This is a genomic window from Frondihabitans australicus (genome assembly GCF_003634555.1).
GTDB lineage: Bacteria > Actinomycetota > Actinomycetes > Actinomycetales > Microbacteriaceae > Frondihabitans > Frondihabitans australicus.
The window spans coordinates 1,796,780-1,818,415 of sequence record NZ_RBKS01000001.1; the positions used below are offsets into that span (position 1 = coordinate 1,796,780).

Here is a 21,636-nt window from a genome sequence, read left to right on the forward strand (position 1 = left end):
CCCTAGTCGCGCACCGCCGCGAGGATCATCGCCCGGCCGACCGGATGCCCGAGCGGCCGGAAGTGCCCGTCGAGCGGCACCCGCACGTTCGTCGCCCCCTCGAGCACGCTGCCGTCGGGCACGTGGCCGTCGAAGTCGGCGAAGACCGACGTGATGCGCGAGTTGACCTCGACCTCCGAGATGAGCCGGCTGAGGAACGGGTCGTCGGGCCGGAAGGCGCGGAAACCGGGCGTGGGCATGAACCGCGCCATCCGCGAGCCCGAGAAGGGGCTGTTCACGGCGACCATCCGGCGGATCCTGCCGCCGGTGTCCGTGTCGAGCATCATCGTCTTGCCGACGAGACCGCCCTTCGAGTGCGCGAGGATCACCACGTCGTGCAGGTCGTGTGCGTCGAGCACCGCCTGGGCCAGCTGAGCGGTCCACAGGAACGGCCGACGGTTGTGCGCCATGCCGGGCACGACGACGATCGGGTGCCCCTCGGCGTTCAGCGTGTCGCCGAACCAGCGGAGCGTGCGCCACGTCTCGTACACACCGGGCAGCAGCAGGATCGGCGACAGCTCGCCGTGCCGATACGCCTCGGGCACCGACCCGCCGAGCATGGTCCGCGCGTGCACCCGCAGCGCGTACGAGTAGTCGCCGGGCAGGAATCGGGCGTAGTGCAGGATCCCACCGCGTCGCATGCCCTCAGCCTAGGCCGGGCGGCTGTGCGCGCCGGCCGAGGGCCGGTGTGCGGTCAGGCTGCGATCGTCGAGAGGACGGCGTCGAGCCCCGACTCGAGGAGGCGCTCCCAGAACGCCTCCGCGTAGCCGGCGGCCCACTGCGGCGGCCGCTCGGCCGCGGCGTCGATCACCTGCATCGCCCAGGCCGCGTGGCCCTCGCGGGCCGCGAGACTCGCGGCGTCGGCGATGGCGACGAGGATGTCGTCGTACATCCGCACGCGGTGCTCGTAGCTGAGCCCCTCGACGTCGTCGCTCGCGTGGAACGCGGTCGTGAGCGCGCACTCGAGCCGCTTGATCGCACGGGGAAGGTCGCTCCCCCAGGTGGTCGCACGCGATTCGGCGCGTGCTGAAGTCTCGGTCGAGACCATTCGGGTCATGGTCCGCCCCCCTCAAGGCCAGTTGACAGGATCCTACACGGCAGGGGTACACCGCACGAGCCCCTTTCTACCGACACGGCGTACCGTCCACCGCATGGCAGACGACTACGACTACCTCATCGTCGGCGGCGGCATGGTCGCCGACGCCGCGGCCCGCGGAATCCGAGAGCGCGACGCGTCGGGGAGCATCCTGATCCTCAGCGACGACGTCGACGAGCCCTACACGAGACCCGCCCTCTCGAAGAAGCTCTGGACGGATCCCGACTTCGCATGGGCGGACAACGACCTGCACACGGCCGCCGAGACCGGAGCGGAGATCCGCTTGTCCACGCACGTCGACCGCATCGACCGGGCGGCGCGCACGATCACGACGGGAACCGGCGAGACGGTCGGCTACGGTCGGCTCCTGCTGGCCACCGGTGGCCGCCCGAAGACGCTGGATCTGCCCGACGACGATGGCGTGATCTACTTCCGCACCGCCTCCGACTACCGGCACCTGCGCGACCTCGCAGGATCCGGGCGGCACGTCGCCGTCGTCGGCGGCGGGTACATCGGCTCGGAGATCGCGGCGGCGCTGGCGCAGAACGACACCCGGGTCACCATCGTGTTCCCCGACGACGACCTCGGCGGCTCGACCTTCCCGGCGGACGTCGACGAGCGCTTCGAGTCGCGATTCCGCGACCACGGCGTGAGCTTCCTGGCCGGGCGACGCCTGGCTTCCGCCGCCGCCTCGGGCGACGGCTTCACGCTCACCCTCGACGACGGCTCGACGCTCGACGCCGACGGGGTCGTCATCGGGCTCGGCATCGAGCCCAACACCGATCTCGCCTCCGGTGCGGGGCTGCAGGTCGACGACGGCATCGTCGTCGACGCCCGGCTCGCGACCAGCGACCCGTTCGTCTACGCCGCAGGAGACGCGGCCAACTACCCCGACCCGATCCTCGGCCGCCGGCGGGTCGAGCACGTCGACAACGCGCAAGAGCAAGGAGCCGTGGTCGGGCGCATCATGGCCGGCTCCGACGAGAAGTACACGCACACGCCGATGTACTACTCGGACGTCTTCGACCTCGGCTACGAGGCCGTCGGGCGCCTGGACTCCTCGCTCGAGACCGTCGAGGACTGGAAGGACGACGACTCGGTCGTGGTCTACTACCTCGACGACGGCGTGCCTGTCGGCGTTCTGCTCTGGAACGTGTGGGACTCGACCGACAAGGCGCGGCAGGTGCTCGCCGAGGGCTCGGCGCTCACCGCGGACAACCTCGTGGGGATGATCTGACCGTGGTGGCCAAGGCGACGAAGGCCGAACGCGAGAATCCTTCGCTCAAGGACCCCGACCTCTACGCCGAGCTCCGCGCGGAGGGAAACTCCGAGTCGAAGTCGGCGCGGATCTCGAACGCGGCAGCCGCGCGCGGTCGCACGAGCGTCGGCGCCAAGGGCGGCGAATCGGGTTCCTATGAGGACTGGACCGTGCCCGAGCTGAAGAAGCGGGCGAAGGAGATCGGCCTGACCGGCTACTCGCGGAAGACGAAGGCCCAGCTCGTCGAGGCGCTGCGCGACAGCTAGCCGGCCTTCTTCTTGCGGGCGGCGGGCTTCTTGGGCGCGGACTTGCTCGCGGCGGGCTTCTTCGCCGCGGACTTCTTCGCGGCGGGTTTCTTCGCCGGTGTCTTCTTCGCCGCGGGCTTCGCGGCGGCGGGCATCCTGGCGGCGCGGTTCCGCTCGACCGAGGCGCGCAGGGCGTCCATGAGGTCGATGACCTCGCCGCCCTTCTCCTCGCCGTCGTCCTCCTCCGACTCGCCGAACGTCGCCGCCGTGTCGAGCGCCTCGCCCTCCTTGAGCTTCGCGTCGATGAGCTGCTGGAGCTCTTTCTGGTAGTCGTCGCTGAAGTCGGCCGGCTCGAAGTCGTCCGAGAGGCTGTCGACGAGGCTCGCCGACATGTCGAGCTCCTTGTCGGTCACGCGCGTCGACTTCGACAGCGCCGGGAAGTCGGCCTTCCGCACCTCGTCGTCCCAGAGCAGCGACTGAAGCATGAGCACCTTCCCCCGCACGCGCAGGGCGCCGAGACGGGTCTTCTGCCGCAGCGAGAAGTGCACGATCGCCGTCCGATCGGTCTCCTCGAGAGTGCGCCGTAGCAGCACGTACGCCTTCGGCGACGACCCGTCCGGCTCGAGGAAGTACGAGCGGTCGAGCATGATCGGGTCGATCTGCTCGCTCGGCACGAATTCGAGCACGTCGATCTCGCGGCTGCGCTCCTCGGGCAGCGACGACAGGTCGTCCTCGGTCAGCACGACGGTCTGCTCGCCGTCGTCGTACGCGCGGTCGATGTGCTCGTAGTCGACGACCTTGCCGCACACCTCGCAGCGGCGCTGGTAGCGGATCCGCCCGCCGTCCTTGTCGTGCACCTGGTGCAGCGCGATGTCGTGGTCCTCCGTCGCCGAGTACACCTTCACCGGCACATTGACCAGGCCGAAGGTGATGGCGCCCTTCCAGATGGATCGCATGGGGGCATTCTTCTCCCGCCCGGCTCGCCGGGGTACAACGCGGCGTGCCGGATCCTGCGCCCGGGGGTTGCCTTGGACCATGGCGACGAAGGGCAGGGGCGAGCGGGTGACCGTCGGCGGGCACACGCTGCAGCTGACGAACCTCGATAAGGTGCTGTACCCCGAGACCGGCACGACGAAGGGCGACGTGATCGGCTACTACGCCGCGGTCGCGGAGTGGATGCTGCCGCACGTCGAGGATCGGCCGGCCACCCGCAAGCGGTGGGTGAACGGAGTCGCGGGCGAGGCGTTCTTCGAGAAGAACCTGCCCGACTCGGCGCCGACGTGGGTGGCGCGGCGTGAGATCGAGCACTCCGACCACACCAACGTCTACCCGCTCGTGAACGACGAGGCGACGCTCGCCTGGCTCGGACAGGTGGCCGCGCTCGAGATCCACGTGCCACAGTGGCGCTTCGGCCCGCGCGGCGCGCAGCGCAACCCCGACCGGCTCGTGCTCGACCTCGACCCGGGCGAGGGGGTGGGCCTCGCCGAATGCGTCGAGGTGGCGCAGGAGCTGCGGAAGGTCGTCGAGGGCATGGGCCTTGCGCTCGTCCCGGTCACCTCGGGCAGCAAGGGCCTGCACCTCTACGCCGCGCTCGACGGCAAGCAGACCACCGACCAGGTGTCGGAGATCGCGCACGAGCTGGCGCGGGCCATGGAGGCCGACCACCCCGACCTCGTGCTGTCGAGCATGGGCAAGCACGACCGGCGCGGCAAGGTGTTCCTCGACTGGTCGCAGAACAACGGGTCGAAGACGACGGTCGCGCCGTACTCGTTGCGCGGGCGATCGCACCCGACGGTGGCGGCGCCCCGGACCTGGCGCGAGCTCGCGTCGAAATCCCTGCGGCAGCTGGAGTACACCGAGGTGCTCGCCCGGCTGAAGCGGCGCGGCGACCCGCTCGAGGGCCTCTCGTCGGGGACGCCCGTGCCGCCCGGCGAGCTGGACCGGGACCGCCTCGCGACCTACCGCTCGAAGCGCGACGCCTCGAAGACCTCCGAGCCCGTGCCCGCTTCGGCGCCGGCTTCGAGCGACGGTCGGTCGTTCGTGATCCAGGAGCACCACGCCCGCAGGCTCCACTGGGACTTCCGGCTCGAGCACGACGGCGTGCTCGTGTCGTGGGCGCTGCCCAAGGGCGAGCCGCAGGATCCCGCGCACAACCGGCTCGCCGTGCAGACGGAGGACCACCCGCTCGAGTACGGCACCTTCGAGGGCACGATCGCGAAGGGCGAGTACGGCGCCGGCACGGTGACGATCTGGGACTCGGGCGAGTACGACCTCGAGAAGTGGCGCGACGGCGAGGAGGTCATCGCCGTGCTCCACGGCGAGCAGCGAGGCACGCGGCGCGTCGCGCTGATCCACACCGGGCGGGGCGACGACACGAAGACGTGGCTGATCCACCGGATGAAGGACGACGCGGGCGACTCCGACGAGGAGTCGTCGTCGGCCGGCTCGACCTCCCGCGGCTCGACCTCCCACGGCTCGTCGCGGTCGCGGCCGACCCGCCCGCCCGAGCCGGTGCACCCCATGCTCGCCACGGCCGGCACCGAGGCCGACCTCGCCGCGCTCGACGCCGACGACTGGGCGTTCGAGCTGAAGTGGGACGGCGTCCGGGCGGTCGTCACCGTCGATCACGGCGAAGTGCGACTGACCAGCCGCAACGACCACGACATGACCGCGTCGTACCCCGAGCTCGGAGTGCTGGCCGATCGGCTGGCAGACGCCGGCGTCGGCAGCGCGGTGCTCGACGGCGAGATCGTGGCCGTCGATGCGAAGGGGCGGCCGGACTTCCAGATCCTGCAGTCGCGCATGAAGCTCACGAAGGCGCGTGATGTGGCGAGGGCGCAGGATCGCGCACCCGTGCGGCTCCTGCTCTTCGACCTGCTCGAGCTCGACGGCCGGTCGCTGCGCGCAGAGCCCTACGACGATCGACGGGCGGCGCTCGAGAAGGCCGTGTCCCTCGATGCGAAGGACCACACGATCGACGTGCCGCCGGCCTTCGAGGGCTCGTTCGACGAGGCCATGACCTTCTCGCGGAAGCTGGGGCTCGAGGGCGTCGTCGCGAAGCGCCGCGACAGCACGTACTCGGCGGGGCGCCGCAGCCGCGCCTGGGTGAAGGCGAAGCACCACGCGACCCAGGAGGTCGTGATCGGCGGCTGGCGACCCGGGGCTGGGCGTCGAGCTGGCGGGGTCGGCTCGCTGCTCATGGGCATCCCAGAGGGCGACGGGCTGCGCTACGTCGGGCGCGTCGGCACCGGCTTCAGCGACCGCGACCTCGACGACCTCCTGGCCGCCTTCGAGCGCGAGAGCCGGAAGACGTCGCCGTTCGTCGACGTGCCCGCGGCCGACTCGCGCGACGCGCACTGGATCACGCCGCGTCGCGTCGGCGAGGTGTCGTTCGCCGAGTGGACGACGACCGGGCGGCTCCGACAGCCGTCGTGGCGCGGGTGGCGGCCCGACAAAGACGCGGCGAGCGTGGTCGCGGAATCCTGAGACGGCGCCCGGCACTCGCAGCCGGGCGACCCGCTGCTGAGCGGCGAGAGCCGGAGTGGTCTCATCCCGGAGCACCCCGACCCCCGCCTCACCCCAGTCTGGAAAGCCCGGGCCTCCCCGTCCAGTCGATTCGGGGGCTATTTTGCGTTACCGAATTGTGATATTGACCTCCTTTTGGGGGACCGACAGACAGGTATGGTCAGGAGTCCGGGGAGCATTCATCCACCCGACCTCATGACGAACTCGACCCGAGAAGCTTGTAATGAGGGTCTCCCCGGTGTGACGAGGCCTGCAAAGCCTCGGATCAGGCTCCACCCTTGAGTAACCATGACCCGAAACATGTCTGCTCGCCTCGCACCGACAGGATCCTGCGGTGAACGCACCCCTGCGGCGGCGCCTCGCGCTGGCCGCGATCGCACTCGGCCTCGTCGCGGGCGGCTCGCTCGTCTCGGCGAGCGCCGCCCAGGCCGTGACATATCACACGAAGACCGTCGTCTGGTTCGTCCCGGCGGGCTTCGCCCACCGCTTCGATCAGCCGCAGATCCTCGTGCCGAGCGGCGACCCCGTCGGCTGCGGTGACTTCCAGGTCGACGTCTACCGGTACACGACCCCGGGCGAGATCGCGTTCGTGAACGCGCTCGTCGCGACCGGCGTGCTCCACGGCGCGTCGGAGGACAGCCCGGTGTACCTCAGCAACACCGACGTGGTGAGCACCGCGACGTGCGCGCCCACGCCGGTCGCGCATCCTGCGGTGACCCCGCAGCTGCCCTCGACGGCCTGCGTGCCGCCGTCCGCCGGCGCCGAGACCCGCACGGCGTCGTTCACGCTGAACAACACGGCCTCGACGGAGACGGTGACGTTCACGGTGAACGGCACCCCGTACAGCGTGGCCGCCGGCGTCACCCGCACCGTGGCGGGGCTCCCCGTCGCGGCCACGGGCACGACGTTCACGATCACGGCCGCAGGATCGACGTGGAGCTTCCCGGTGGCTCACGTGGTGACGTGCGCCGTGAGCACGCCCGTCAGCCCGCCGAAGGCCGTCACCCCACCCGCGACGGTCGTCACGACACACGCCACGACGCCCGCCGTGCGGACCGTCACACCGGCGACGTCGGCCGCCCCGCCGCGTGCCACCGTGGCACGAGTGGCTCCCGCGGCGACCACCGTCACGCCGGCCGCCGCGCCGGCAACCGCCGCGACAACCACTGCCACCACGGCCCTGGCCTACACCGGCTCCGCCCACACCGGCGGCGAGCTGGCGATCGCGGGTCTCGCGCTCGCGACCGGCCTCGGCCTCCTGCTGCTGGCGCGCCGACGGCGCGCGCCGGCCACCGGCTCCGGCGCCGTGCCCTCGGCGACCGGAGGAGTCGCCGCGAGAGGCATCGGGTCCGTCGCGGCGGCGAGCGGCGCGGCCGGCGCGGGCGTCGGGCTCGCGTCGGCCTCGTCCGGAATGGGCGGGGGGCGTCTACGGTTCGAGCAACGGGACGCTGTGCGACGTGTCGCGATCCTGCGCCCCCACTCGACAGACCGGAGCACCGCATGGACGACAGGGGAAGACGCATCGTCCTGGTGGTGGCGATCCTCGCGTCGTTCGTCGCGTTCCTCGACGGGTCGATCGTCACCGTAGCCCTGCCCGCCATCACGCGGGAGCTCGGCGGCGGGGTGACCCTGCAGCAGTGGGTGGTCGACGGCTACCTCCTGACGCTCGGAGCGCTCATGCTCGTCGCCGGATCGCTGTCGGACACCTTCGGCCGCGTGCTCATCCTGCGAGTCGGCCTCATCGGCTTCGCCGCGACCAGCCTGATCTGCGCCGTGGCCCCGAGCGCCGGCATCCTCATCGCCGGCCGCGCCCTACAGGGCGTGGCCGGCGCTCTTCTCGTCCCGTCGAGCCTCGCGATCATCACGGCGACGTTCACCGGCGCCGCGATGTCGAAGGCCATCGGCACCTGGACGGCGTGGACCGGCGTGGCCTTTCTCATCGGTCCGCTCGCGGGCGGCGGACTCGTCGACACGATCGGCTGGCGCTGGGTCTTCGGGATCGTGGTCGTGCCGGTCGTGGTCACGATCCTGCTCATGACCAGGCTTCCCCGGTCGGAAGCGCGAGCGGCGGGCGATGCCCACGTCGACGTCGTGGGCGCCGTCCTGGCCGCCCTGGGACTCGCGGGCCCGGTGTTCGGCCTCATCGAGGGACAGCGGATCGGGTTCGGCGACCCGTTCATCGTCGCCTCGATCGCGCTCGGCGTGGCCTGCCTGGTCGGGTTCGTCCTGTGGGAGCGGCGAGCGGCGCACCCGATGATGCCGCTGCGGCTCTTCTCGGTGCGCGCGTTCGCGGTCGGCAACCTCGCCACGGTGGGCATCTACGCGACGGTGAGCCTCGGCTCGCTGCTGCTGCCGCTCGTGGTCCAGGAGATCGCGCACCTGCCCGCCACCGTCTCCGCGCTCGTCACTCTGCCCACGACGATCATCTCGCTGCTGCTCTCCCGGACCGTCGGGGGGCTCGCCGGGCGCTTCGGTCCGCGCCCGTTCATGACGATCGGGCCGCTCGTCACGGCGTCGGGCTTCCTCTGGATGCTCACGACCCGCGACCCCCTCGACATCTGGTGGCAGATCCTGCCCGGCGTGGTGCTGTTCGGCCTCGGGATGACGATCACGGTCACGCCGCTCACCTCGACGGTGCTCGCGGAGATCGCGCCGTCCGAGGCGGGCATCGCCTCGGCCGTGAACAACGCGGTCTCGCGCGTCGCCGGGCTCGTCGCTGTCGCGTTCGTCGGCGTCATCACCGGCGGTGCGCTCACGGTCGCGGGCTTCCACCGCGTGCTCGTCGTGATCGGGGTCCTGCTCGTGGTGTCGGCGATCGTGTCGCTCGTCGGGCTGCGCGGCGTCGGCGGGACGCGCGCGGCTCCGGCGACGCAAATCAGCTCGCCAGAGTCCGCCCGTCGTCCGTGATGGTCCAGAACGGGTTGTGCGCGATCTCCCACGCGTGACCCTCGGTGTCGAGGAAGACGCCGTTGTAGCCGCCCCAGAACGTCGCGCCGCCCTGCCTCGTGACGGTGCCGCCCGCCGCCTCGGCGTCCCGGAGCAGGGCGTCCACGGCCTCGGGTGATCCGACGTTCTGCGCCAGGGTGATGCCGCCCCATCCGCCGGCGTCGTCGATCACGGTGTCGGCGGCGAGCTCGTCGCGACCCCAGAGGCCGAGCACCATTCCGCCGGCCTGGTAGAAGATCGTGCCCTCGACCTCGTCGCCCACGGGAGTCCAGCCCAGGGACTCGTAGAAGCGCTGCGCGCGGTGCAGGTCGCGGACGCCGAGAGTGACGAGACTGATGCGCTGATCCATGCGACGACGCTACCTCTCTGCGGCGTCGGGCGGCCGGGTGGCGGAGCCGTCGGGCGGCCGGGTGCCGGGACCGTCAGGCGGTCGGGTGGCGGGACCGACGGGCGGTCGGGTGGCGCGACCGTCGGCCGGTCGGGTGGCGCGACCGTCGGACGGCCGACGCGCCGCACCGCTATCCGGCGGGGCGTCGGGTGGCCGACGGACGGCGATGATCTCCGGCTCCAGGCGGTCCGCCACCGTGAGCAGCTCGACGAGGGCGGCGCGTGCGGGCGAGTCCGCGTCCGTGCGGCCGGGTGTGCCGCGCGGCGCCTCCCCGCCCGACTCGCGATCCCGCCCGCCGAGGGCTCGCCGCAGCTCTCCGACCCGGCGCATCGAGAGCCCCACGAGCTTCGCCGCCGCGGTGTCCAGTGCGCCCGCATCCGCCGCGTCGACGACGACCGAGATCGGCTCGCGCAGGTCGCCGATCAGGCCGATCAGGGTCGCAGGATGCGAGACGCCGTCGGCCGATCGCCGCACCCGGCGGTGAGCCCGGAGCGCGGGAGCCACCTGCTCGAGGCGAGCCACGGCTCCTGCGAAGTTGGCCTCGACCTGTGCGAGGGGTATCTCTGCGGCTCTCTCGTCGCGGCGACCCTCGGCTTCCGTGGCGGGCGCGGTCGCCTGGCCCACCGACGTCTCGCGCACGGACGTCTCGCGCACGGCTGCGAGCACGGCGGAGAGGGCCGCGAGCGCCTCTGCCGTTCGCATCCGGACGACGTCGACCGTCTTGACAGGCAGGAGGAAGCCTGCCGACAGCGACGCGATCAGCCCGCCCGCGACGATCGCGACGAGGCGGAGCAGGAGCACCTCGGCCTCTCCCCCGGCGCTCAGCGACTCACCACCGGACGTCCCCGCGAAGTCGTAGAGCAGCGCCAGTGCGGCAGTCACTCCTGCCGCCCACCAGGCATAGCCCAGCGGCCTCAGCCACAGCGCGAGCAGCACGACGGCGGCGATGGCGACGAGCAGGGCGGGATCGCCGCGATGCCCGACTCGCGCGACGACGGAGCCGACGACCGTGCCGCCGAGCGCGCCCGCGACCCGGAGGACGCCCTTGTAGAAGACGTCGGCCCGGCCGCGATTCCCGCTCGACACGATGAAGGCGGTGAGCACGAGCCAGGGCCAGTGGACCCCGAAGACGAGATGGCCGATGATGAAGGCGGCAGTGAGCGACGCCGCCATCTGAACGGCCATCCGCGTCGACGCAGGAAGCCGGCGCGGCGCCCCCGGTCGCCGATCGCGGGCCTGTGGACGCGGCGGCGGCGTCGGCGAAGGACGCAGCGGAGCGAGGAGCCCTGTCGCCTGACCGGCCCACGCGAGGACTCCCCCGACGATCACCACGAGAGCCGCTACGGCCGCAGCCGCCAGGGGAAAGGTGGGCGTCGGCCGAACCGGCAGCGGGGCGACGAGCACGGCGACGAACGGGAGCGCGACGAGGGTGCCCAGCCGCTGCGCCGTGGGCCCGTACCGCCGCACCCAGATCGACCCGCTGATCACCAGGACGTACAGGGAGTCGCCCACCGCCGGCAGCGCCAGCATGAGCGCGCCGATCAGCCCGGCCGCCAAGCCGACGAGCGGCAGCATCACGACGGCGCGGGCTCGTTCGCGCAGGGTCGCGCCCGCTCTCTCGCGAGTGAAGCTGATGGAGAGCAGGATCGCGAGCACGACGAGGTCGACCGCATCGGCGGCGGCTCGTCCTGACACGCGCACGAGTGCGAACGCGCCGACGATCGCCACGGCTGCGGTCGCAGCCGTGAGCCCGACCGAGCGGAGACGCTCGAGACCGGGGTCGGCGAAATACCTCATGCCGACAGTATGGCGGCTGCCGCCGACATCGACGGCCACCGCGAGACCGTGCGACGGCTAGTAGGGGTAACCGCCGCACGGCGTCTGCGGAGGGTCAGCCGATCAGTCGGTGCCCATCAGGCGCACGCGCTCTTCGAGCCAGCTGTCGGCGACGGTGAGCGAGAGACCGAAGTCGCTCGCCTCCTCGCTCTGCCGGTACAGCGGGAACGTTGTGGCTTGATCGCGAAGCGGGTCGACGTCCATGGCTTCACCTCCTGAGGCGAACCTAGGCGACCGCCTTGGACGTCACGAGTCCACCTTCGGGGCGCGCTCGTTCGGGGCGCGCCCGTTGTGGGGGCACCTGTTCGCGGGCTCCGGCGGCGTTCGCGGCAGCCTTCGGGCGCAGGATCGGCGACAGCCGCCGGTCAGAGCTCGAGACCGAGGCTGACCGTCTCTCGCCCGTAGAGCGGATGCGCGAACGGCTGGCCGATCGGCCGCCACCCCCGCGCCTCGTACAGCCGCATCGCGGCCGTGTTGTCGGTGATGACGTGCAACACGACCCGGCGGTGACCCGCGGCACGCGTGTCGTCGACGAGCCCGCCCAGGAGCAGAGAGCCGAGGCCGCCGCCCTGAAGGTCGGGGTCCACGGCGAGGAGGGAGAGGTACGCCGCGTCAGCGGGGTCGTCGGGTCGGCCGGTGCCCGGCGCGGTGACGAGTCCGAAGCCACGGACCACGTCGTCGGAAGCGCGAAGAACCCGCCACGACACGACCGGCTGCGCGAACTTGTCCCGGCACCGATCGGCGGTCTCCGGAGCGGGCGGGTGGCCGTCGCGCGTCTCGAGAGCGGCCAGCCACAGGCCGACGCAGGATTCGAGGTCGCCCGGCGGCCTTCCCCGGCCGAGCGCGGGCGTCTCGCCGATCGCAGCCTCGGTCGTCACGCGATGCCGGCGGGGACGCGATCCGTCTCGGCTTCGGACTCCGTGACCGTCGCGGCCTCACCGGACGTCTTCGGCGCCCGCACACCGACAGCGGGCAGGATCACGCCGTCGATGATCGAGAGCAGGAACTCGCGGTCGGCGACCTTCTTCTGCACGAGAGTGCGGTAGGCCACCATCGACGGGCTGATCATGGCGAGGCGGTCGACGTCGACGTCGTCCGGGATCTCGCCGCGTTCCATGGCCCGGTGAAGGAGCATCCGGTTGATGGCGGCACGGGGCTCGATGATCGTCGCGTCGACGGCGTCGGCCAGCTCGGGATTGCGCGAGATGAGCGACAGGAGGCCGCCCATCACCCGGATCTTCTTGTCGTTGTCCTGAATGGAGTGCGGACGGATCAGCGAGACAAGATCGCCTCGGAGGGTGCCCGTGTCGGGGATCGCCATCGCCGCGACGTCCGCGCGCTTCATGCACGCGACGGCCTCGATGACCAACTCCTCCTTCGAGGCCCATCGACGGTAGAGAGTCGCCTTGCCGGCCTTCGCCCGCGTGGCGACCATCTCGATGGTCATCCCCTCGTAGCCGACCTCGGCGAGCACGTCGACCGCGCAGGCCAGGATCTCGGGATCGCGGGAGTGGTCGCGCTTGCGGCCCAGCTTCGAGGCGACGACCGCCTCGGCCGGAGACTCCGGCACGGACTCGGCGTCGGCGACGAGCCTGTCGATGGCATCAGCCTGCGACATCGTCATCACACCCTTTCAGTAGAACGCCCCCATCCTAGTTCGGTGAATTCTGAAACTCAAGAGTTCCGAAACTCGAAAGAATCGGATATGGTCGTTCTCATGTCTCAGACCTCATCGATCTCGGGTGCATCGGACACCCAGGTGCCGGACCCCCGGCGCTGGCTGACGCTCGCCACTGTGGCGCTCGCGCAGCTCATGGTCGTTCTCGACGCGACCGTCGTGAACATCGCCCTCCCGGCGGCCCAGAAAGACCTCGACTTCACCAACGGCGAGAGGCAGTGGATCGTCACGGCTTACTCGCTGGCCTTCGGCAGCCTCCTGCTGCTCGGTGGCCGAATGTCCGATCTCATCGGCCGCAAGCGCGCCTTCATCATCGGCCTCATCGGCTTCGCCGCAGCCTCCGCCCTCGGCGGCGCCGCGCAGTCGTTCGGCATGCTCGTCGGAGCCCGCGCACTGCAGGGTGTCTTCGGCGCCCTCCTCGCTCCCACGGCCCTGTCGGTCCTCACGACGACGTTCACCATCCCGAAGGAGCGCGCTCGCGCCTTCGGCGTCTTCGGTGCGATCGCCGGCGCCGGCGGCGCCATCGGCCTCCTGCTCGGCGGGTTCCTCACACAGGACCTCTCGTGGCGTTGGAACCTCTACATCAACGTCGTCATCGCCATCATCGCGGTCATCGGCGCCACGATCTTCGTGCACACCCCCAAGCGCCAGGGCGCCCGGCCGAAGCTCGACGTCCCCGGCACGCTGCTGGTGTCCGCGGCGCTCTTCTCGCTCGTGTACGGCTTCTCGAACGCCGAGTCCGACGGCTGGAACTCGCCTCTCACCTGGGGCTTCCTGGGCGGGGCCGGCGTGCTCCTGATCGGCTTCGTGATCTGGCAGCGCGCCGCCAGCCACCCGCTGCTGCCGCTCCACATCGTGGTCAACCGCAACCGCGGCGCCTCGTACGCGTCCGTGACGATCGCCGGTGCGGGCATGTTCGGCATCTTCCTCTTCCTCACCTACTACATCGAGGAGATCCTCCGTTTCGACCCGATCAAGACGGGCGTCTCGTTCCTGCCCATGATCGGCATGCTCGTCCTGGCCGCGCAGCTGTCGACGAACGTCTTCCTGCCGCGGTTCGGGCCGAAGATCATGGTGCCGTTCGGCATGACTCTGGCAACGGTGGGCATGTTCCTTCTCACCCGCCTCTCCGTCGACAGCACCTACGCGGGCAACATCCTCCCCGCGCTCCTCGTGCTCGGCTTCGCGATGGGCTCGATCATGCCCGCGTCGATCCAGACCGCCACTCTCGGCGTCGACCGCGAGCACGCCGGTGTCGCCAGCGCCATGGTCAACACGTCGCAGCAGGTCGGCGGCTCCATCGGCACGGCGCTGCTGAACACGATCGCGGCCACCGCGCTGACGAGCTATCTCACCGCCCACGCGCCGACGTCGCACACCGCGGCGGCCATCGCCCAGGCGACCGCGAACGCGGCCGTGCACAGCTACACGACCGCCTACTGGTTCGGTGCGGCGTTCTTCGCCTTCGGCGCGATCCTGTCGGCGCTGCTGTTCCGTCGCCGCGGCCACGGAGGGTCGCACGTCGCGGCTCCCGGGCAGGAGACCCACCACGCACAGCACTCCGCTGCCGAGCCGGCCGAGCCTGCCGAGCCGGTGATCGCTCACTAGCGAGCAACGCCCCGCACCACACCCGAGCCCGGGCCGCGCAGTCGGCCCGGGCTCGGGTGCGCTCGCCGGTCGAGCTCTCGCGCCTCCGGTCGGCCGGCGACGGCGGACCTGGCGTCGGCGAACAGCGCCGCGCGCTCGCCATCGTCGACTCACAGCGCCCGGTCACAGGCGCGGGGAGCCGCGGGTTTCCGGCGTACACGCGCCGCCGCGGCGGGGCGCGCACGCCGGAAAGCCGCGGCCACCCGCTGAATTTCGCCCGCGGCCGCCGGTAGCTCCTGCCGCCCGCCGTCTAGACCGCAGCGCCCTCGTACAGGCTCGCGATGACCCGGTCGGCGAGCCCGAGCCCGGTCGTCATCCCGATGCCCGTGGTGACGGAGACGACGTGCACGCCGGCCACGACCTCGTCGACGAGGAACTCCTCCGGCGCACTGGCGTACACCCCCTGCCACCGCTCGAGAACGCGCACCTGCGACGCGCCTACGCCGAAGAACGACGCCGCGGCTTCGAGCATCGACGAGAACGCGTGCTCCTGCTGGAACGGCGTCACCGTGTCGTCACGGTAGTGCGTGTCGCCCACGATCACGGTGCCGTCCGGCAGCTGTGTGTACATCTGGTTGAGGTCGAGATCGGCGAGCGAGGGCCAGGTCGAATGCAGCCGGTCGCGCACTGCGCCCAGCGACGGCGACGCCGCGAACCCCGAGTACCGCAGCATCGACCAGCCGGTCAGCACCGGCCCGGCCAGCGGAGCCCGCAACCCGTCGACGGCGACGCGCGTCATGTCGAGGCCGCAGCGGCGCACCGAGTAGCGCTCGCCGAGCTCCGGGAAGACCTGGTCGACGTCGTAGTTCACGGCGACGACGACGCGCTCCGCCTCGACGGTGCCCCTCGTGGTCTCCAGACGGCGCGGCTCGATCCGCCGCACAGCGGTCGTGAAGTGGAACTCCACTCCCCGCGACTCCAGGTACCGGGTGATGTCGAACAGGGCCTCGCGCGGGTTCACCTGGAGATCCCGCAGAAGGTGCGCCCCTCCGACGACGCCCGCCGGGTCCGCGCCGGTCGCTGCCGCGGTCTCCGAGGGGCTCAGGAGCCGGGCGTCACCCGGTCGGCGCTCGACGAACTCCCCCACGGCCGCCAGCTCGTCCTCGTGCCGTGCGACGACGTACCCTCCGACGTCGCGCATCCACAGCCCGGCCTCGTCGCGGAGCCGCAGCCACAGCTCGCGTGCTCGGTCGGCGTACTCCTGCGCGACGCCCGACTGCACCGAGATGCAGGCGTGGCCGAAGTTGCGGATCGACGCGCCGTTCTGCCGGCTTCCCCGCTCGATCACGATCACGCGCAGGCCTCGGTCGACGGCGGCGAGGGCGTGGCCGAGGCCGACGATCCCGGCTCCGACGATGGCGATGTCGGCGGTGCGATCAGCAGGAGTGCTCATGCGGCGACCGTACGACCGCCTCGGGGCCGGGAGGCGAACACGAGGTGAATGGCCGCTTCCGTCGCGAATTCGCGACCGAAACCGGCTGCCCGTCACATGCGTGACCGCGGCCGCGCGGCGCGCACGGCGGCCCGGTCGCGAAATCGCGACAGGGGTCACGCCCGCCCCGACGCCGGGGCGCACCGCCGCACACGAAGCGCCGAGGCCCGGCCGCTAGGCTCGGCCCGTGCCCCTGACTCCCCCGTCGTCGTCGTCCACCCCGTCGAGGCTGCCGGAGGCGGTGCAGGCGTTCGATCGCCGTGTCGGGCGGCGGATCAACGGGCGGCCTTCGGATCCTGCGGCCGACCGCGCACTGCTGGCCGTCTCGACGGCGGCGAACAACGGTCTGCTGTGGTTCTCCGTCGCAGCAGCGCTCGCGCTCACCGGCCCACGGGGGCGCCGAGCCGCAGCACGGGGCCTGGCGTCGCTCGGCCTGTCGAGCGGGTTCGCGAACCTCGTGGCGAAGCCGTTGGTCGGTGGCCCGAGGCCATCGGCCGACGACGTTCCGCCCGAGCGTCAGCTGGCGAGGTTCCCGCAGTCGGCGTCGTTCCCGTCCGGGCACACCGCGAGCGCCATCGCGTTCGCCTCGGGCGTGGCGATCGAAAGCCCGGCGCTCGGCCTGGTCGTCGCACCGCTGGCCGTGACGGTCGCCTACTCGCGGCTGCACGTGGGCGCGCACTGGCTGTCGGACGTGCTGGGCGGGGCGGCGATCGGGGTGACTATGGCGAACGTGGCGCGGCTCCTGCCGCTCAGGTGGATCCGCTGACGCGAGGATAATCGACGCGTGCCCTTTCCCCACTACCTCGAAGACCTCGAAGCCGGCCAGCGTTTCACGAGCCCCGGCCGCACGATCACCGAAGCCGACGTGATGTCGTTCGCGTCGTGGACGAACGACAACAACCAGGTCCACACCGACGTCGAGTTCGCGAACCGCACCCGCTACGGGCAGCGCATCGTGCACGGAATGCTCGGCACGTCGCTGTGCCTCGGCCTCATCGCGCGCACCGGCGTGTTCGAGGGCTCGGCCGTCGCTCTGCTGGGCATCGACGGCTGGCGGTTCGCCGCGCCGATCTTCATCGGCGACACGGTCACGTGCACGGTCGAGATCCTGTCGACCCGACTCACGTCGAAGGGCACGACCGGCATCGTCGAGCGACAGGTCACGCTGACGAACCAGCGCGGCGAGACGGTGCAGGAGGGCCGCATGGACCTCATGGTGCTGACGAGGGCAGCGGCGCTGGCCTGAGCGGCGCGAACGTCGAGAGCGACCCGCGACCCTCGACGCCTCCTGCCCGTCGGGGCCCTACTGCCCCTCGAGGATGGCGTCGGCGTTGTCGGCGATCCAGTCCATCAGCGGCAGGAGACGCAGCGCGACCTCCTCGCCCCGGGGCGTGAGCGAGTAGTCGACGCGCGGCGGGATCGTCGGCTGCGCCACCCGCAGCACGAAGCCGTCCTTCTCGAAGGTCCGCAGCGTCGAGGCGAGCATCTTCTCGCTGATGCCGCCGATCTCGCGCTTGAGCTCGCCGTAGCGCCGAGACCCGGACTCGAGCGCCATGAGCACGAGCACGCCCCACCGGCTCGTGACGTGGTTGAGCACGACCCGCGTGGGGCAGTCGGCCGGGAATTCTCCGCCGGTGAATCCCGGTCGCTCCCGTGTCACCGCAAAACTGACGTCCATGAAGGTAGCTTACAAAAAAGTGCGTACCTTCGATCGGGAAGGTGGGCAGGAGCCGCGTGGTTGGCTACGAACGACACACCACAGTCCCTCGAAAGGAACCCCTCCATGTCGATCGTCGTCACCGCCACCTCCGGCCCCCTCGGCTCGCTCGTCGTCCAGAAGCTGCTCGACCGTGGCGCCGCCCCCGCCGACGTCGTCGCCACCGCACGCAGCACGGCGAAGATCGCCTCGCTCGCCGAGAAGGGCGTCACGACGGCCGAGCTCGACTACTCGAAGCCCGAGACGATCGCCGCGGCGATCTCGGCGGGCGACGTCGTCGTCCTCATCTCGGGCAGCGAGGTGGGCCAGCGGGTTCCGCAGCACCAGGCCGTCATCGACGCGGCGAAGACCGCAGGAGCCGCCCGGATCGTCTACACGAGCGCACCCGCGGCCGACGACACCACCCTCGTGGTCGCGCCCGAGCACAAGGTCACGGAGGAGCTGCTGCACGCCTCGGGAGTGCCTTTCACGATCCTCCGCAACGGCTGGTACACCGAGAACTACGTGCCGCAGGTGGCCCTCGGCCGCGAGCACGGCCAGCTCGCCGGCAGCGCGGGCGACGGCCGCGTCTCGAGCGCGAGCCGCGCCGACTACGCCGAGGCCGCGGCCGTCGTCGCGCTCGACGACTCGTACGCCGGGCAGACCCTCGAGCTCTCCGGCGACTACGCCTGGAGCTTCCCGGAGCTCGCCGAGGCGATCTCGGGCATCGTGGGCCGCGAGGTGACCTACGTCGACGTCACGCCCGAGCAGCAGCTCGAGATCCTCAAGGGCGCGGGGCTCGACGAGGGCACCGCGGGCTTCGTCGTGGCGCTCGACGGCAACATCCGCGACGGGCTCCTCGGCCACACGCCCGGAGACCTCGCTCGCGTCATCGGTCGGCCGACGACCCCGTTCGCCGAGGGCCTCGCCGCCGCGGTCGCCGCGCAGTAGCCCCTGGCACCAACCCCGCCGCGACAAAACGCGACACCTGCGACGCTCTGAAGCGTCGCAGGTGTCGCGTTTTGTCGCTGGGGGGGGGTGGCGGCCTACGCGCTGAGCGCGAGGTGCGCCGTGCGAATCGTCTCGAACAGGGCCTCGGCGCTCGCGGCGTCCAGGTGCCCTCCCTCGACGGCGCTCATGATGCGCAGGAGCTCGAGACGGCTCTCGGCACGCACGCGGAGCGTCGACACGGTGTCGTGGTCGATCGCGTCGGAGGCGGCCAGCCGAGCGACGACGGCGTTCCTGGTCCAACGGGTTGCGGTGGTGCTCATGTGGTCCCCTTCCTTGGTAGATCGTGACCTTTCCGCAACAGTAAGACCGGGAGGCGACCTCCCGCCCTCCCCAGAACGGGTCGCGGATGAACAGTGGGTGACACCGGCTCCGGAGCCGAGTAGGTTGCAGTCAACCGACCGGCAGGAGACGACGATGCCCCGCTACTTCATCGGGATGTACCAGCCCCAGGGCGTGGTGCCGAGCGACGAGATCCTCGGCCCGGTCATGCGCGACATGGGCGCGTACATGGGCGAGCTGCAGGCGGGCGGCAAGCTCGTCTTCTCGAACGGCTTCGACCAGAGCGCGCATCCGTCGGTCGTGACCTCCGACGGCACCAGCATCGACGTGACGCCGGGGTCGTACCTCGAGTCCGAGATCCAGCTCGGCGGCTTCACGATCGTCGACGTCGAAGACGAAGACGAGGCTCACGCGGTAGCCACTCGCCTGGCCGAGATCACGCACCTCCCCATCGAGGTGCGCCTGTTCGCCGACCGCCCCTAGGCACGCCGCCATGCCCGGCACCGCGCTCCTCGTCATCGACGCGCAGCGCAACATGCTCGAGGGCCCCGACGCTCTCCCCAACGCCGAGATCATGATCGCCCGCCTGCGCGGCGCCCTCGACCTGGCCCGCCGCAGTGGCCGCCTCGTCGTCTTCATCCAGAACGACGGCGCGTCGGGCGACGTCGACGAGCCGTTCTCGGTCGGCTGGGAGCTCTTCTTCGAGCCGCAGGACGACGAGTGGGTCGTCACCAAGACGACGCTCGACGTCTTCGAGTCCAATCCAGCGCTGGCCGCCGAGCTCGCCGCGACCGGCATCGAGACGCTCGTCGTGGTCGGGATGCAGTCCGAGTACTGCCTCCAGGAGTCGTGCCTCGGGGCCGTGGAGGCGGGGTTCGACGTGCAGGTTCCGTCGGCGCTGCACGCGACCTACGACACGGAGCGCCGCGCGGCCGACATCGCCGCCGACGTCGAGCTCGTGCTCACCGCGGCGGGGGTCACGATCACGTGAGTGTCTCGGCTCCTGCGATCTGAGCCTGCCGAGCCACGTCGCACGGGCCGAAAGAGACCGTGCGTCAGCGCCGGGCGGTGAGCCCGCTGCCGGCCGACGGCGCGAGACGCCACGCGGGGATCAGATCGACCAGCAGGATCGCCGCGAGCACCCCGAAGGCGATGTCGTAGCCGGCCGTCATGCCCGACCCCGGGGAGTCGCCCGCGCCGACGATCGACAGGCCGACCGAGATCGCGACGGCGCCGAGCGCGATGCCCGAGCCGATCGCGATCTGCTGCACGGTCGAGTCGAGGACGTTCGCGCCGGTCATCTGCGCCTGCTCGACGTCGGCGTACGTGATCGTGTTGTACGCGGTGAAGCCGGTCGACCGCGCCGCGCCCGAGACGATCAGCACGATCACCATGACGGCGAACGGCGTCGACGGGCGGAAGAACGCCATGCCGACGAGGCAGGCGACGCCGACGACGTGGGCGGCGACGATGAGGCGGCGGAAGCCGAAGGTGCGGAGCATCCACGTGGTCGCCGGCTTGATGCCGAGGTTGCCGGCGAAGAGGAAGAGCACGGCCGCACCGGCCTGGACGGGTGTCCAGCCGAAGGCCCGCTGCAGCAGGAGCGGCACCACGAACGGGACGGCGCTGATGACGAGCCGATAGATCGAGCCGCCGCCGACCGAGACCTTGTAGGTGTGGATGCGCAGGAGGCGCAGGTCGACGAACGGCCGGGGCGTCCGCAGCAGGTGCCGGATCGCCAGGCCCACGAGCACGAGGCCCACGACGGCGGAGACGATGGTCTGCACGACGTCTACGGGCGTGATCGTCAGGAGCGTCGTCGCCCAGACGAGCGCGGCGATGCCGACCGACGTCAGCGCGAGGCCGAGCCAGTCGGGCGGCGTCGGCTCGGGCACGACGCTGTCGGCCGTGCCGTCGGGGTGCGCGACGGTGCGGCCGGGCACGATGCGGAGCGCGGCGACCAGGCCGATCGCGCCGAGAGGCACGTTGACGAGGAAGATCCAGTGCCACGACGCGTAGGTCGTGAGCAGGCCGCCGACGAAGGGCGCCAGGATCGGGGCCACCAGAGCAGGCCACGTCAGCACCGCCACGGCCCTGATCAGATTCTCCTTCGAGGTGGCCCGCAGCACGGTCATCCGGCCCACCGGCACCATCATGGCCCCTCCGATGCCCTGCACGATGCGGGCGAGCACGAGCACCGAGAGGGTGGGGCTCGCGGCGCAGGCGACCGAGGCGAGCGTGAAGAGGGCGATCGCCGTAACGAGGATCGTCCGGCTGCCGAACCGGTCGGCGAGCCACCCGCTCACCGGGATCAGGATCGCGACGGTCATCACGTAGGCGGTGATCGCGACGCCGACGCTCGCCGCGTCGACGCCGAGGTCGCGCGCGATACTGGGCACCGCGGTGGTGACGATCGTGGAGTCGAGGTTCTCCATGAAGAAGCAGCCCGCCACGAGAAGGGCGAGCGCCTGCGACCGGAGACCGGCGCCGGCGCGCTGTCGGGTCGTCGGCGTCGTCATCCCCTCCAGTATGGCGCGCTCCGGCGGCTCACCGCAGGAGC

At 71.2% G+C, this 21,636-nt stretch carries 23 protein-coding genes; 11 read left to right on the top strand and 12 right to left on the bottom strand.

Features of this window, described 5'->3' with window-relative positions; all coding sequences use genetic code 11:
• Positions 1 to 2: 2 nt before the first annotated feature.
• Together C8E83_RS08300 and C8E83_RS08305 are read right to left on the bottom strand one after the other, a co-directional pair.
• Complete coding sequence (locus C8E83_RS08300) at positions 3 to 680, bottom strand: esterase/lipase family protein (protein WP_121369321.1); 678 nt, start codon at positions 678 to 680, stop codon at positions 3 to 5.
• A 53-nt stretch (positions 681 to 733) separates the two neighbouring features.
• Positions 734 to 1,096, bottom strand: coding sequence for a hypothetical protein (locus tag C8E83_RS08305; RefSeq protein WP_147430117.1), 363 nt, complete (start codon positions 1,094 to 1,096; stop codon positions 734 to 736).
• 94 nt (positions 1,097 to 1,190) lie between these two features.
• Here C8E83_RS08305 and C8E83_RS08310 point away from each other — a divergent pair, with 94 nt between their 5' ends.
• Together C8E83_RS08310 and C8E83_RS08315 are read left to right on the top strand one after the other, a co-directional pair.
• The gene (locus tag C8E83_RS08310) at positions 1,191 to 2,372 is read left to right on the top strand and encodes an NAD(P)/FAD-dependent oxidoreductase (protein ID WP_121369325.1); all 1,182 of its coding nucleotides are present in this window, start codon (positions 1,191 to 1,193) and stop codon (positions 2,370 to 2,372) included.
• Between the two features lie 2 nt (positions 2,373 to 2,374).
• Positions 2,375 to 2,659 (top strand): DUF7218 family protein, encoded by a 285-nt coding sequence (locus tag C8E83_RS08315; protein ID WP_425454759.1) that lies wholly within the window; start codon positions 2,375 to 2,377, stop codon positions 2,657 to 2,659.
• Here C8E83_RS08315 and ku read toward each other — a convergent pair.
• Positions 2,656 to 3,594, bottom strand: coding sequence for a non-homologous end joining protein Ku (ku, locus tag C8E83_RS08320; protein WP_121369327.1), 939 nt, complete (start codon positions 3,592 to 3,594; stop codon positions 2,656 to 2,658). The two genes, C8E83_RS08315 and ku, sit on opposite strands and share 4 nt — an antisense overlap.
• A 79-nt stretch (positions 3,595 to 3,673) precedes the next feature.
• On the opposite strand from ku, the gene C8E83_RS08325 reads away from it, so the two are divergent.
• The 3 genes from C8E83_RS08325 to C8E83_RS08335 all read left to right on the top strand — a co-directional run bounded on the left by C8E83_RS08325 (position 3,674) and on the right by C8E83_RS08335 (position 9,070).
• Positions 3,674 to 6,124, top strand: coding sequence for an ATP-dependent DNA ligase (locus tag C8E83_RS08325; RefSeq protein ID WP_121369328.1), 2,451 nt, complete (start codon positions 3,674 to 3,676; stop codon positions 6,122 to 6,124).
• Positions 6,125 to 6,497: 373 nt separating this feature from the next.
• Positions 6,498 to 7,751, top strand: coding sequence for a hypothetical protein (locus tag C8E83_RS08330; RefSeq protein WP_121369330.1), 1,254 nt, complete (start codon positions 6,498 to 6,500; stop codon positions 7,749 to 7,751).
• A complete protein-coding gene (locus C8E83_RS08335; RefSeq protein ID WP_121369332.1) occupies positions 7,664 to 9,070 on the top strand; it encodes an MFS transporter in 1,407 nt (468 codons plus the stop codon). The genes C8E83_RS08330 and C8E83_RS08335 overlap by 88 nt, the downstream gene beginning before the upstream one ends.
• Here the strand turns inward: C8E83_RS08335 and C8E83_RS08340 are convergent.
• The 5 genes from C8E83_RS08340 to C8E83_RS08355 form a co-directional block, all read right to left on the bottom strand.
• On the bottom strand, positions 9,039 to 9,458 hold the full coding sequence (locus C8E83_RS08340) for a VOC family protein (protein WP_121369334.1): 420 nt from the start codon (positions 9,456 to 9,458) through the stop codon (positions 9,039 to 9,041). The genes C8E83_RS08335 and C8E83_RS08340 overlap by 32 nt on opposite strands.
• Before the next feature lie 9 nt (positions 9,459 to 9,467).
• Positions 9,468 to 11,294: an FUSC family protein gene (locus C8E83_RS08345; protein ID WP_121369335.1), complete on the bottom strand. Its 1,827-nt coding sequence runs from the start codon at positions 11,292 to 11,294 to the stop codon at positions 9,468 to 9,470.
• A gap of 102 nt (positions 11,295 to 11,396) precedes the next feature.
• Positions 11,397 to 11,537 (bottom strand): hypothetical protein, encoded by a 141-nt coding sequence (locus C8E83_RS19435; protein WP_170159880.1) that lies wholly within the window; start codon positions 11,535 to 11,537, stop codon positions 11,397 to 11,399.
• A 161-nt stretch (positions 11,538 to 11,698) separates the two neighbouring features.
• Complete coding sequence (locus C8E83_RS08350; RefSeq protein WP_121369337.1) at positions 11,699 to 12,211, bottom strand: GNAT family N-acetyltransferase; 513 nt, start codon at positions 12,209 to 12,211, stop codon at positions 11,699 to 11,701.
• Positions 12,208 to 12,951, bottom strand: a complete 744-nt coding sequence (locus tag C8E83_RS08355; protein ID WP_121371813.1) for a TetR/AcrR family transcriptional regulator — start codon at positions 12,949 to 12,951, stop codon at positions 12,208 to 12,210. Before C8E83_RS08355 ends, C8E83_RS08350 begins: the two co-directional genes overlap by 4 nt.
• A 99-nt stretch (positions 12,952 to 13,050) precedes the next feature.
• On the opposite strand from C8E83_RS08355, the gene C8E83_RS08360 reads away from it, so the two are divergent.
• A complete protein-coding gene (locus C8E83_RS08360; RefSeq protein ID WP_245981513.1) occupies positions 13,051 to 14,619 on the top strand; it encodes an MFS transporter in 1,569 nt (522 codons plus the stop codon).
• 289 nt (positions 14,620 to 14,908) lie between these two features.
• Here the strand turns inward: C8E83_RS08360 and C8E83_RS08365 are convergent, their stop codons facing one another.
• A complete protein-coding gene (locus tag C8E83_RS08365) occupies positions 14,909 to 16,051 on the bottom strand; it encodes a TIGR03364 family FAD-dependent oxidoreductase (protein WP_121369341.1) in 1,143 nt (380 codons plus the stop codon).
• 226 nt (positions 16,052 to 16,277) lie between these two features.
• Between C8E83_RS08365 and C8E83_RS08370 the strand changes: the two genes are divergently transcribed.
• Together C8E83_RS08370 and C8E83_RS08375 are read left to right on the top strand one after the other, a co-directional pair.
• Entirely contained in the window at positions 16,278 to 16,856 is a 579-nt protein-coding gene (locus C8E83_RS08370) for a phosphatase PAP2 family protein (protein ID WP_245981515.1), read from the top strand.
• An 18-nt stretch (positions 16,857 to 16,874) separates the two neighbouring features.
• Positions 16,875 to 17,336 carry a MaoC/PaaZ C-terminal domain-containing protein gene (locus C8E83_RS08375; protein ID WP_121369343.1) on the top strand — a complete coding sequence of 154 codons (462 nt, stop codon included), beginning with the start codon at positions 16,875 to 16,877 and terminating at the stop codon, positions 17,334 to 17,336.
• 57 nt (positions 17,337 to 17,393) lie between these two features.
• Here the strand turns inward: C8E83_RS08375 and C8E83_RS08380 are convergent, their stop codons facing one another.
• Entirely contained in the window at positions 17,394 to 17,768 is a 375-nt protein-coding gene (locus tag C8E83_RS08380; protein ID WP_121369345.1) for a winged helix-turn-helix transcriptional regulator, read from the bottom strand.
• Positions 17,769 to 17,873: 105 nt separating this feature from the next.
• Here C8E83_RS08380 and C8E83_RS08385 point away from each other — a divergent pair, with 105 nt between their 5' ends.
• Positions 17,874 to 18,737, top strand: coding sequence for an SDR family oxidoreductase (locus C8E83_RS08385; RefSeq protein ID WP_121369346.1), 864 nt, complete (start codon positions 17,874 to 17,876; stop codon positions 18,735 to 18,737).
• A gap of 95 nt (positions 18,738 to 18,832) precedes the next feature.
• Here the strand turns inward: C8E83_RS08385 and C8E83_RS19440 are convergent, their stop codons facing one another.
• Positions 18,833 to 19,057: a hypothetical protein gene (locus C8E83_RS19440; RefSeq protein ID WP_170159881.1), complete on the bottom strand. Its 225-nt coding sequence runs from the start codon at positions 19,055 to 19,057 to the stop codon at positions 18,833 to 18,835.
• A 154-nt stretch (positions 19,058 to 19,211) separates the two neighbouring features.
• Between C8E83_RS19440 and C8E83_RS19445 the strand changes: the two genes are divergently transcribed.
• Positions 19,212 to 19,559: a YciI family protein gene (locus tag C8E83_RS19445; RefSeq protein WP_170159882.1), complete on the top strand. Its 348-nt coding sequence runs from the start codon at positions 19,212 to 19,214 to the stop codon at positions 19,557 to 19,559.
• Positions 19,560 to 19,569: 10 nt separating this feature from the next.
• On the top strand, positions 19,570 to 20,067 hold the full coding sequence (locus C8E83_RS08395; RefSeq protein ID WP_121369349.1) for an isochorismatase family protein: 498 nt from the start codon (positions 19,570 to 19,572) through the stop codon (positions 20,065 to 20,067).
• A gap of 64 nt (positions 20,068 to 20,131) precedes the next feature.
• Here C8E83_RS08395 and C8E83_RS08400 read toward each other — a convergent pair whose 3' ends face one another.
• Positions 20,132 to 21,595, bottom strand: a complete 1,464-nt coding sequence (locus C8E83_RS08400) for an MFS transporter (protein WP_121369351.1) — start codon at positions 21,593 to 21,595, stop codon at positions 20,132 to 20,134.
• Between the last annotated feature and the right edge of the window lie 41 nt (positions 21,596 to 21,636).

Excerpts from the sequence above, each read along its gene's own strand:
- C8E83_RS08300 (WP_121369321.1), bottom strand. The coding sequence starts at position 680 with ATGCGACGCGGTGGGATCCTGCACTACGCCCGATTCCTGCCCGGCGAC.
- C8E83_RS08305 (WP_147430117.1), bottom strand. The coding sequence starts at position 1,096 with ATGACCCGAATGGTCTCGACCGAGACTTCAGCACGCGCCGAATCGCGT.
- C8E83_RS08310 (WP_121369325.1), top strand. The coding sequence starts at position 1,191 with ATGGCAGACGACTACGACTACCTCATCGTCGGCGGCGGCATGGTCGCC.
- ku (WP_121369327.1), bottom strand. The coding sequence starts at position 3,594 with ATGCGATCCATCTGGAAGGGCGCCATCACCTTCGGCCTGGTCAATGTG.
- C8E83_RS08325 (WP_121369328.1), top strand. The coding sequence starts at position 3,674 with ATGGCGACGAAGGGCAGGGGCGAGCGGGTGACCGTCGGCGGGCACACG.
- C8E83_RS08335 (WP_121369332.1), top strand. The coding sequence starts at position 7,664 with ATGGACGACAGGGGAAGACGCATCGTCCTGGTGGTGGCGATCCTCGCG.
- C8E83_RS08340 (WP_121369334.1), bottom strand. The coding sequence starts at position 9,458 with ATGGATCAGCGCATCAGTCTCGTCACTCTCGGCGTCCGCGACCTGCAC.
- C8E83_RS08345 (WP_121369335.1), bottom strand. The coding sequence starts at position 11,294 with ATGAGGTATTTCGCCGACCCCGGTCTCGAGCGTCTCCGCTCGGTCGGG.
- C8E83_RS19435 (WP_170159880.1), bottom strand. The coding sequence starts at position 11,537 with ATGGACGTCGACCCGCTTCGCGATCAAGCCACAACGTTCCCGCTGTAC.
- C8E83_RS08355 (WP_121371813.1), bottom strand. The coding sequence starts at position 12,951 with ATGTCGCAGGCTGATGCCATCGACAGGCTCGTCGCCGACGCCGAGTCC.
- C8E83_RS08360 (WP_245981513.1), top strand. The coding sequence starts at position 13,051 with ATGTCTCAGACCTCATCGATCTCGGGTGCATCGGACACCCAGGTGCCG.
- C8E83_RS08365 (WP_121369341.1), bottom strand. The coding sequence starts at position 16,051 with ATGAGCACTCCTGCTGATCGCACCGCCGACATCGCCATCGTCGGAGCC.
- C8E83_RS08380 (WP_121369345.1), bottom strand. The coding sequence starts at position 17,768 with ATGGACGTCAGTTTTGCGGTGACACGGGAGCGACCGGGATTCACCGGC.
- C8E83_RS08385 (WP_121369346.1), top strand. The coding sequence starts at position 17,874 with ATGTCGATCGTCGTCACCGCCACCTCCGGCCCCCTCGGCTCGCTCGTC.
- C8E83_RS19440 (WP_170159881.1), bottom strand. The coding sequence starts at position 19,057 with ATGAGCACCACCGCAACCCGTTGGACCAGGAACGCCGTCGTCGCTCGG.
- C8E83_RS19445 (WP_170159882.1), top strand. The coding sequence starts at position 19,212 with ATGCCCCGCTACTTCATCGGGATGTACCAGCCCCAGGGCGTGGTGCCG.
- C8E83_RS08395 (WP_121369349.1), top strand. The coding sequence starts at position 19,570 with ATGCCCGGCACCGCGCTCCTCGTCATCGACGCGCAGCGCAACATGCTC.
- C8E83_RS08400 (WP_121369351.1), bottom strand. The coding sequence starts at position 21,595 with ATGACGACGCCGACGACCCGACAGCGCGCCGGCGCCGGTCTCCGGTCG.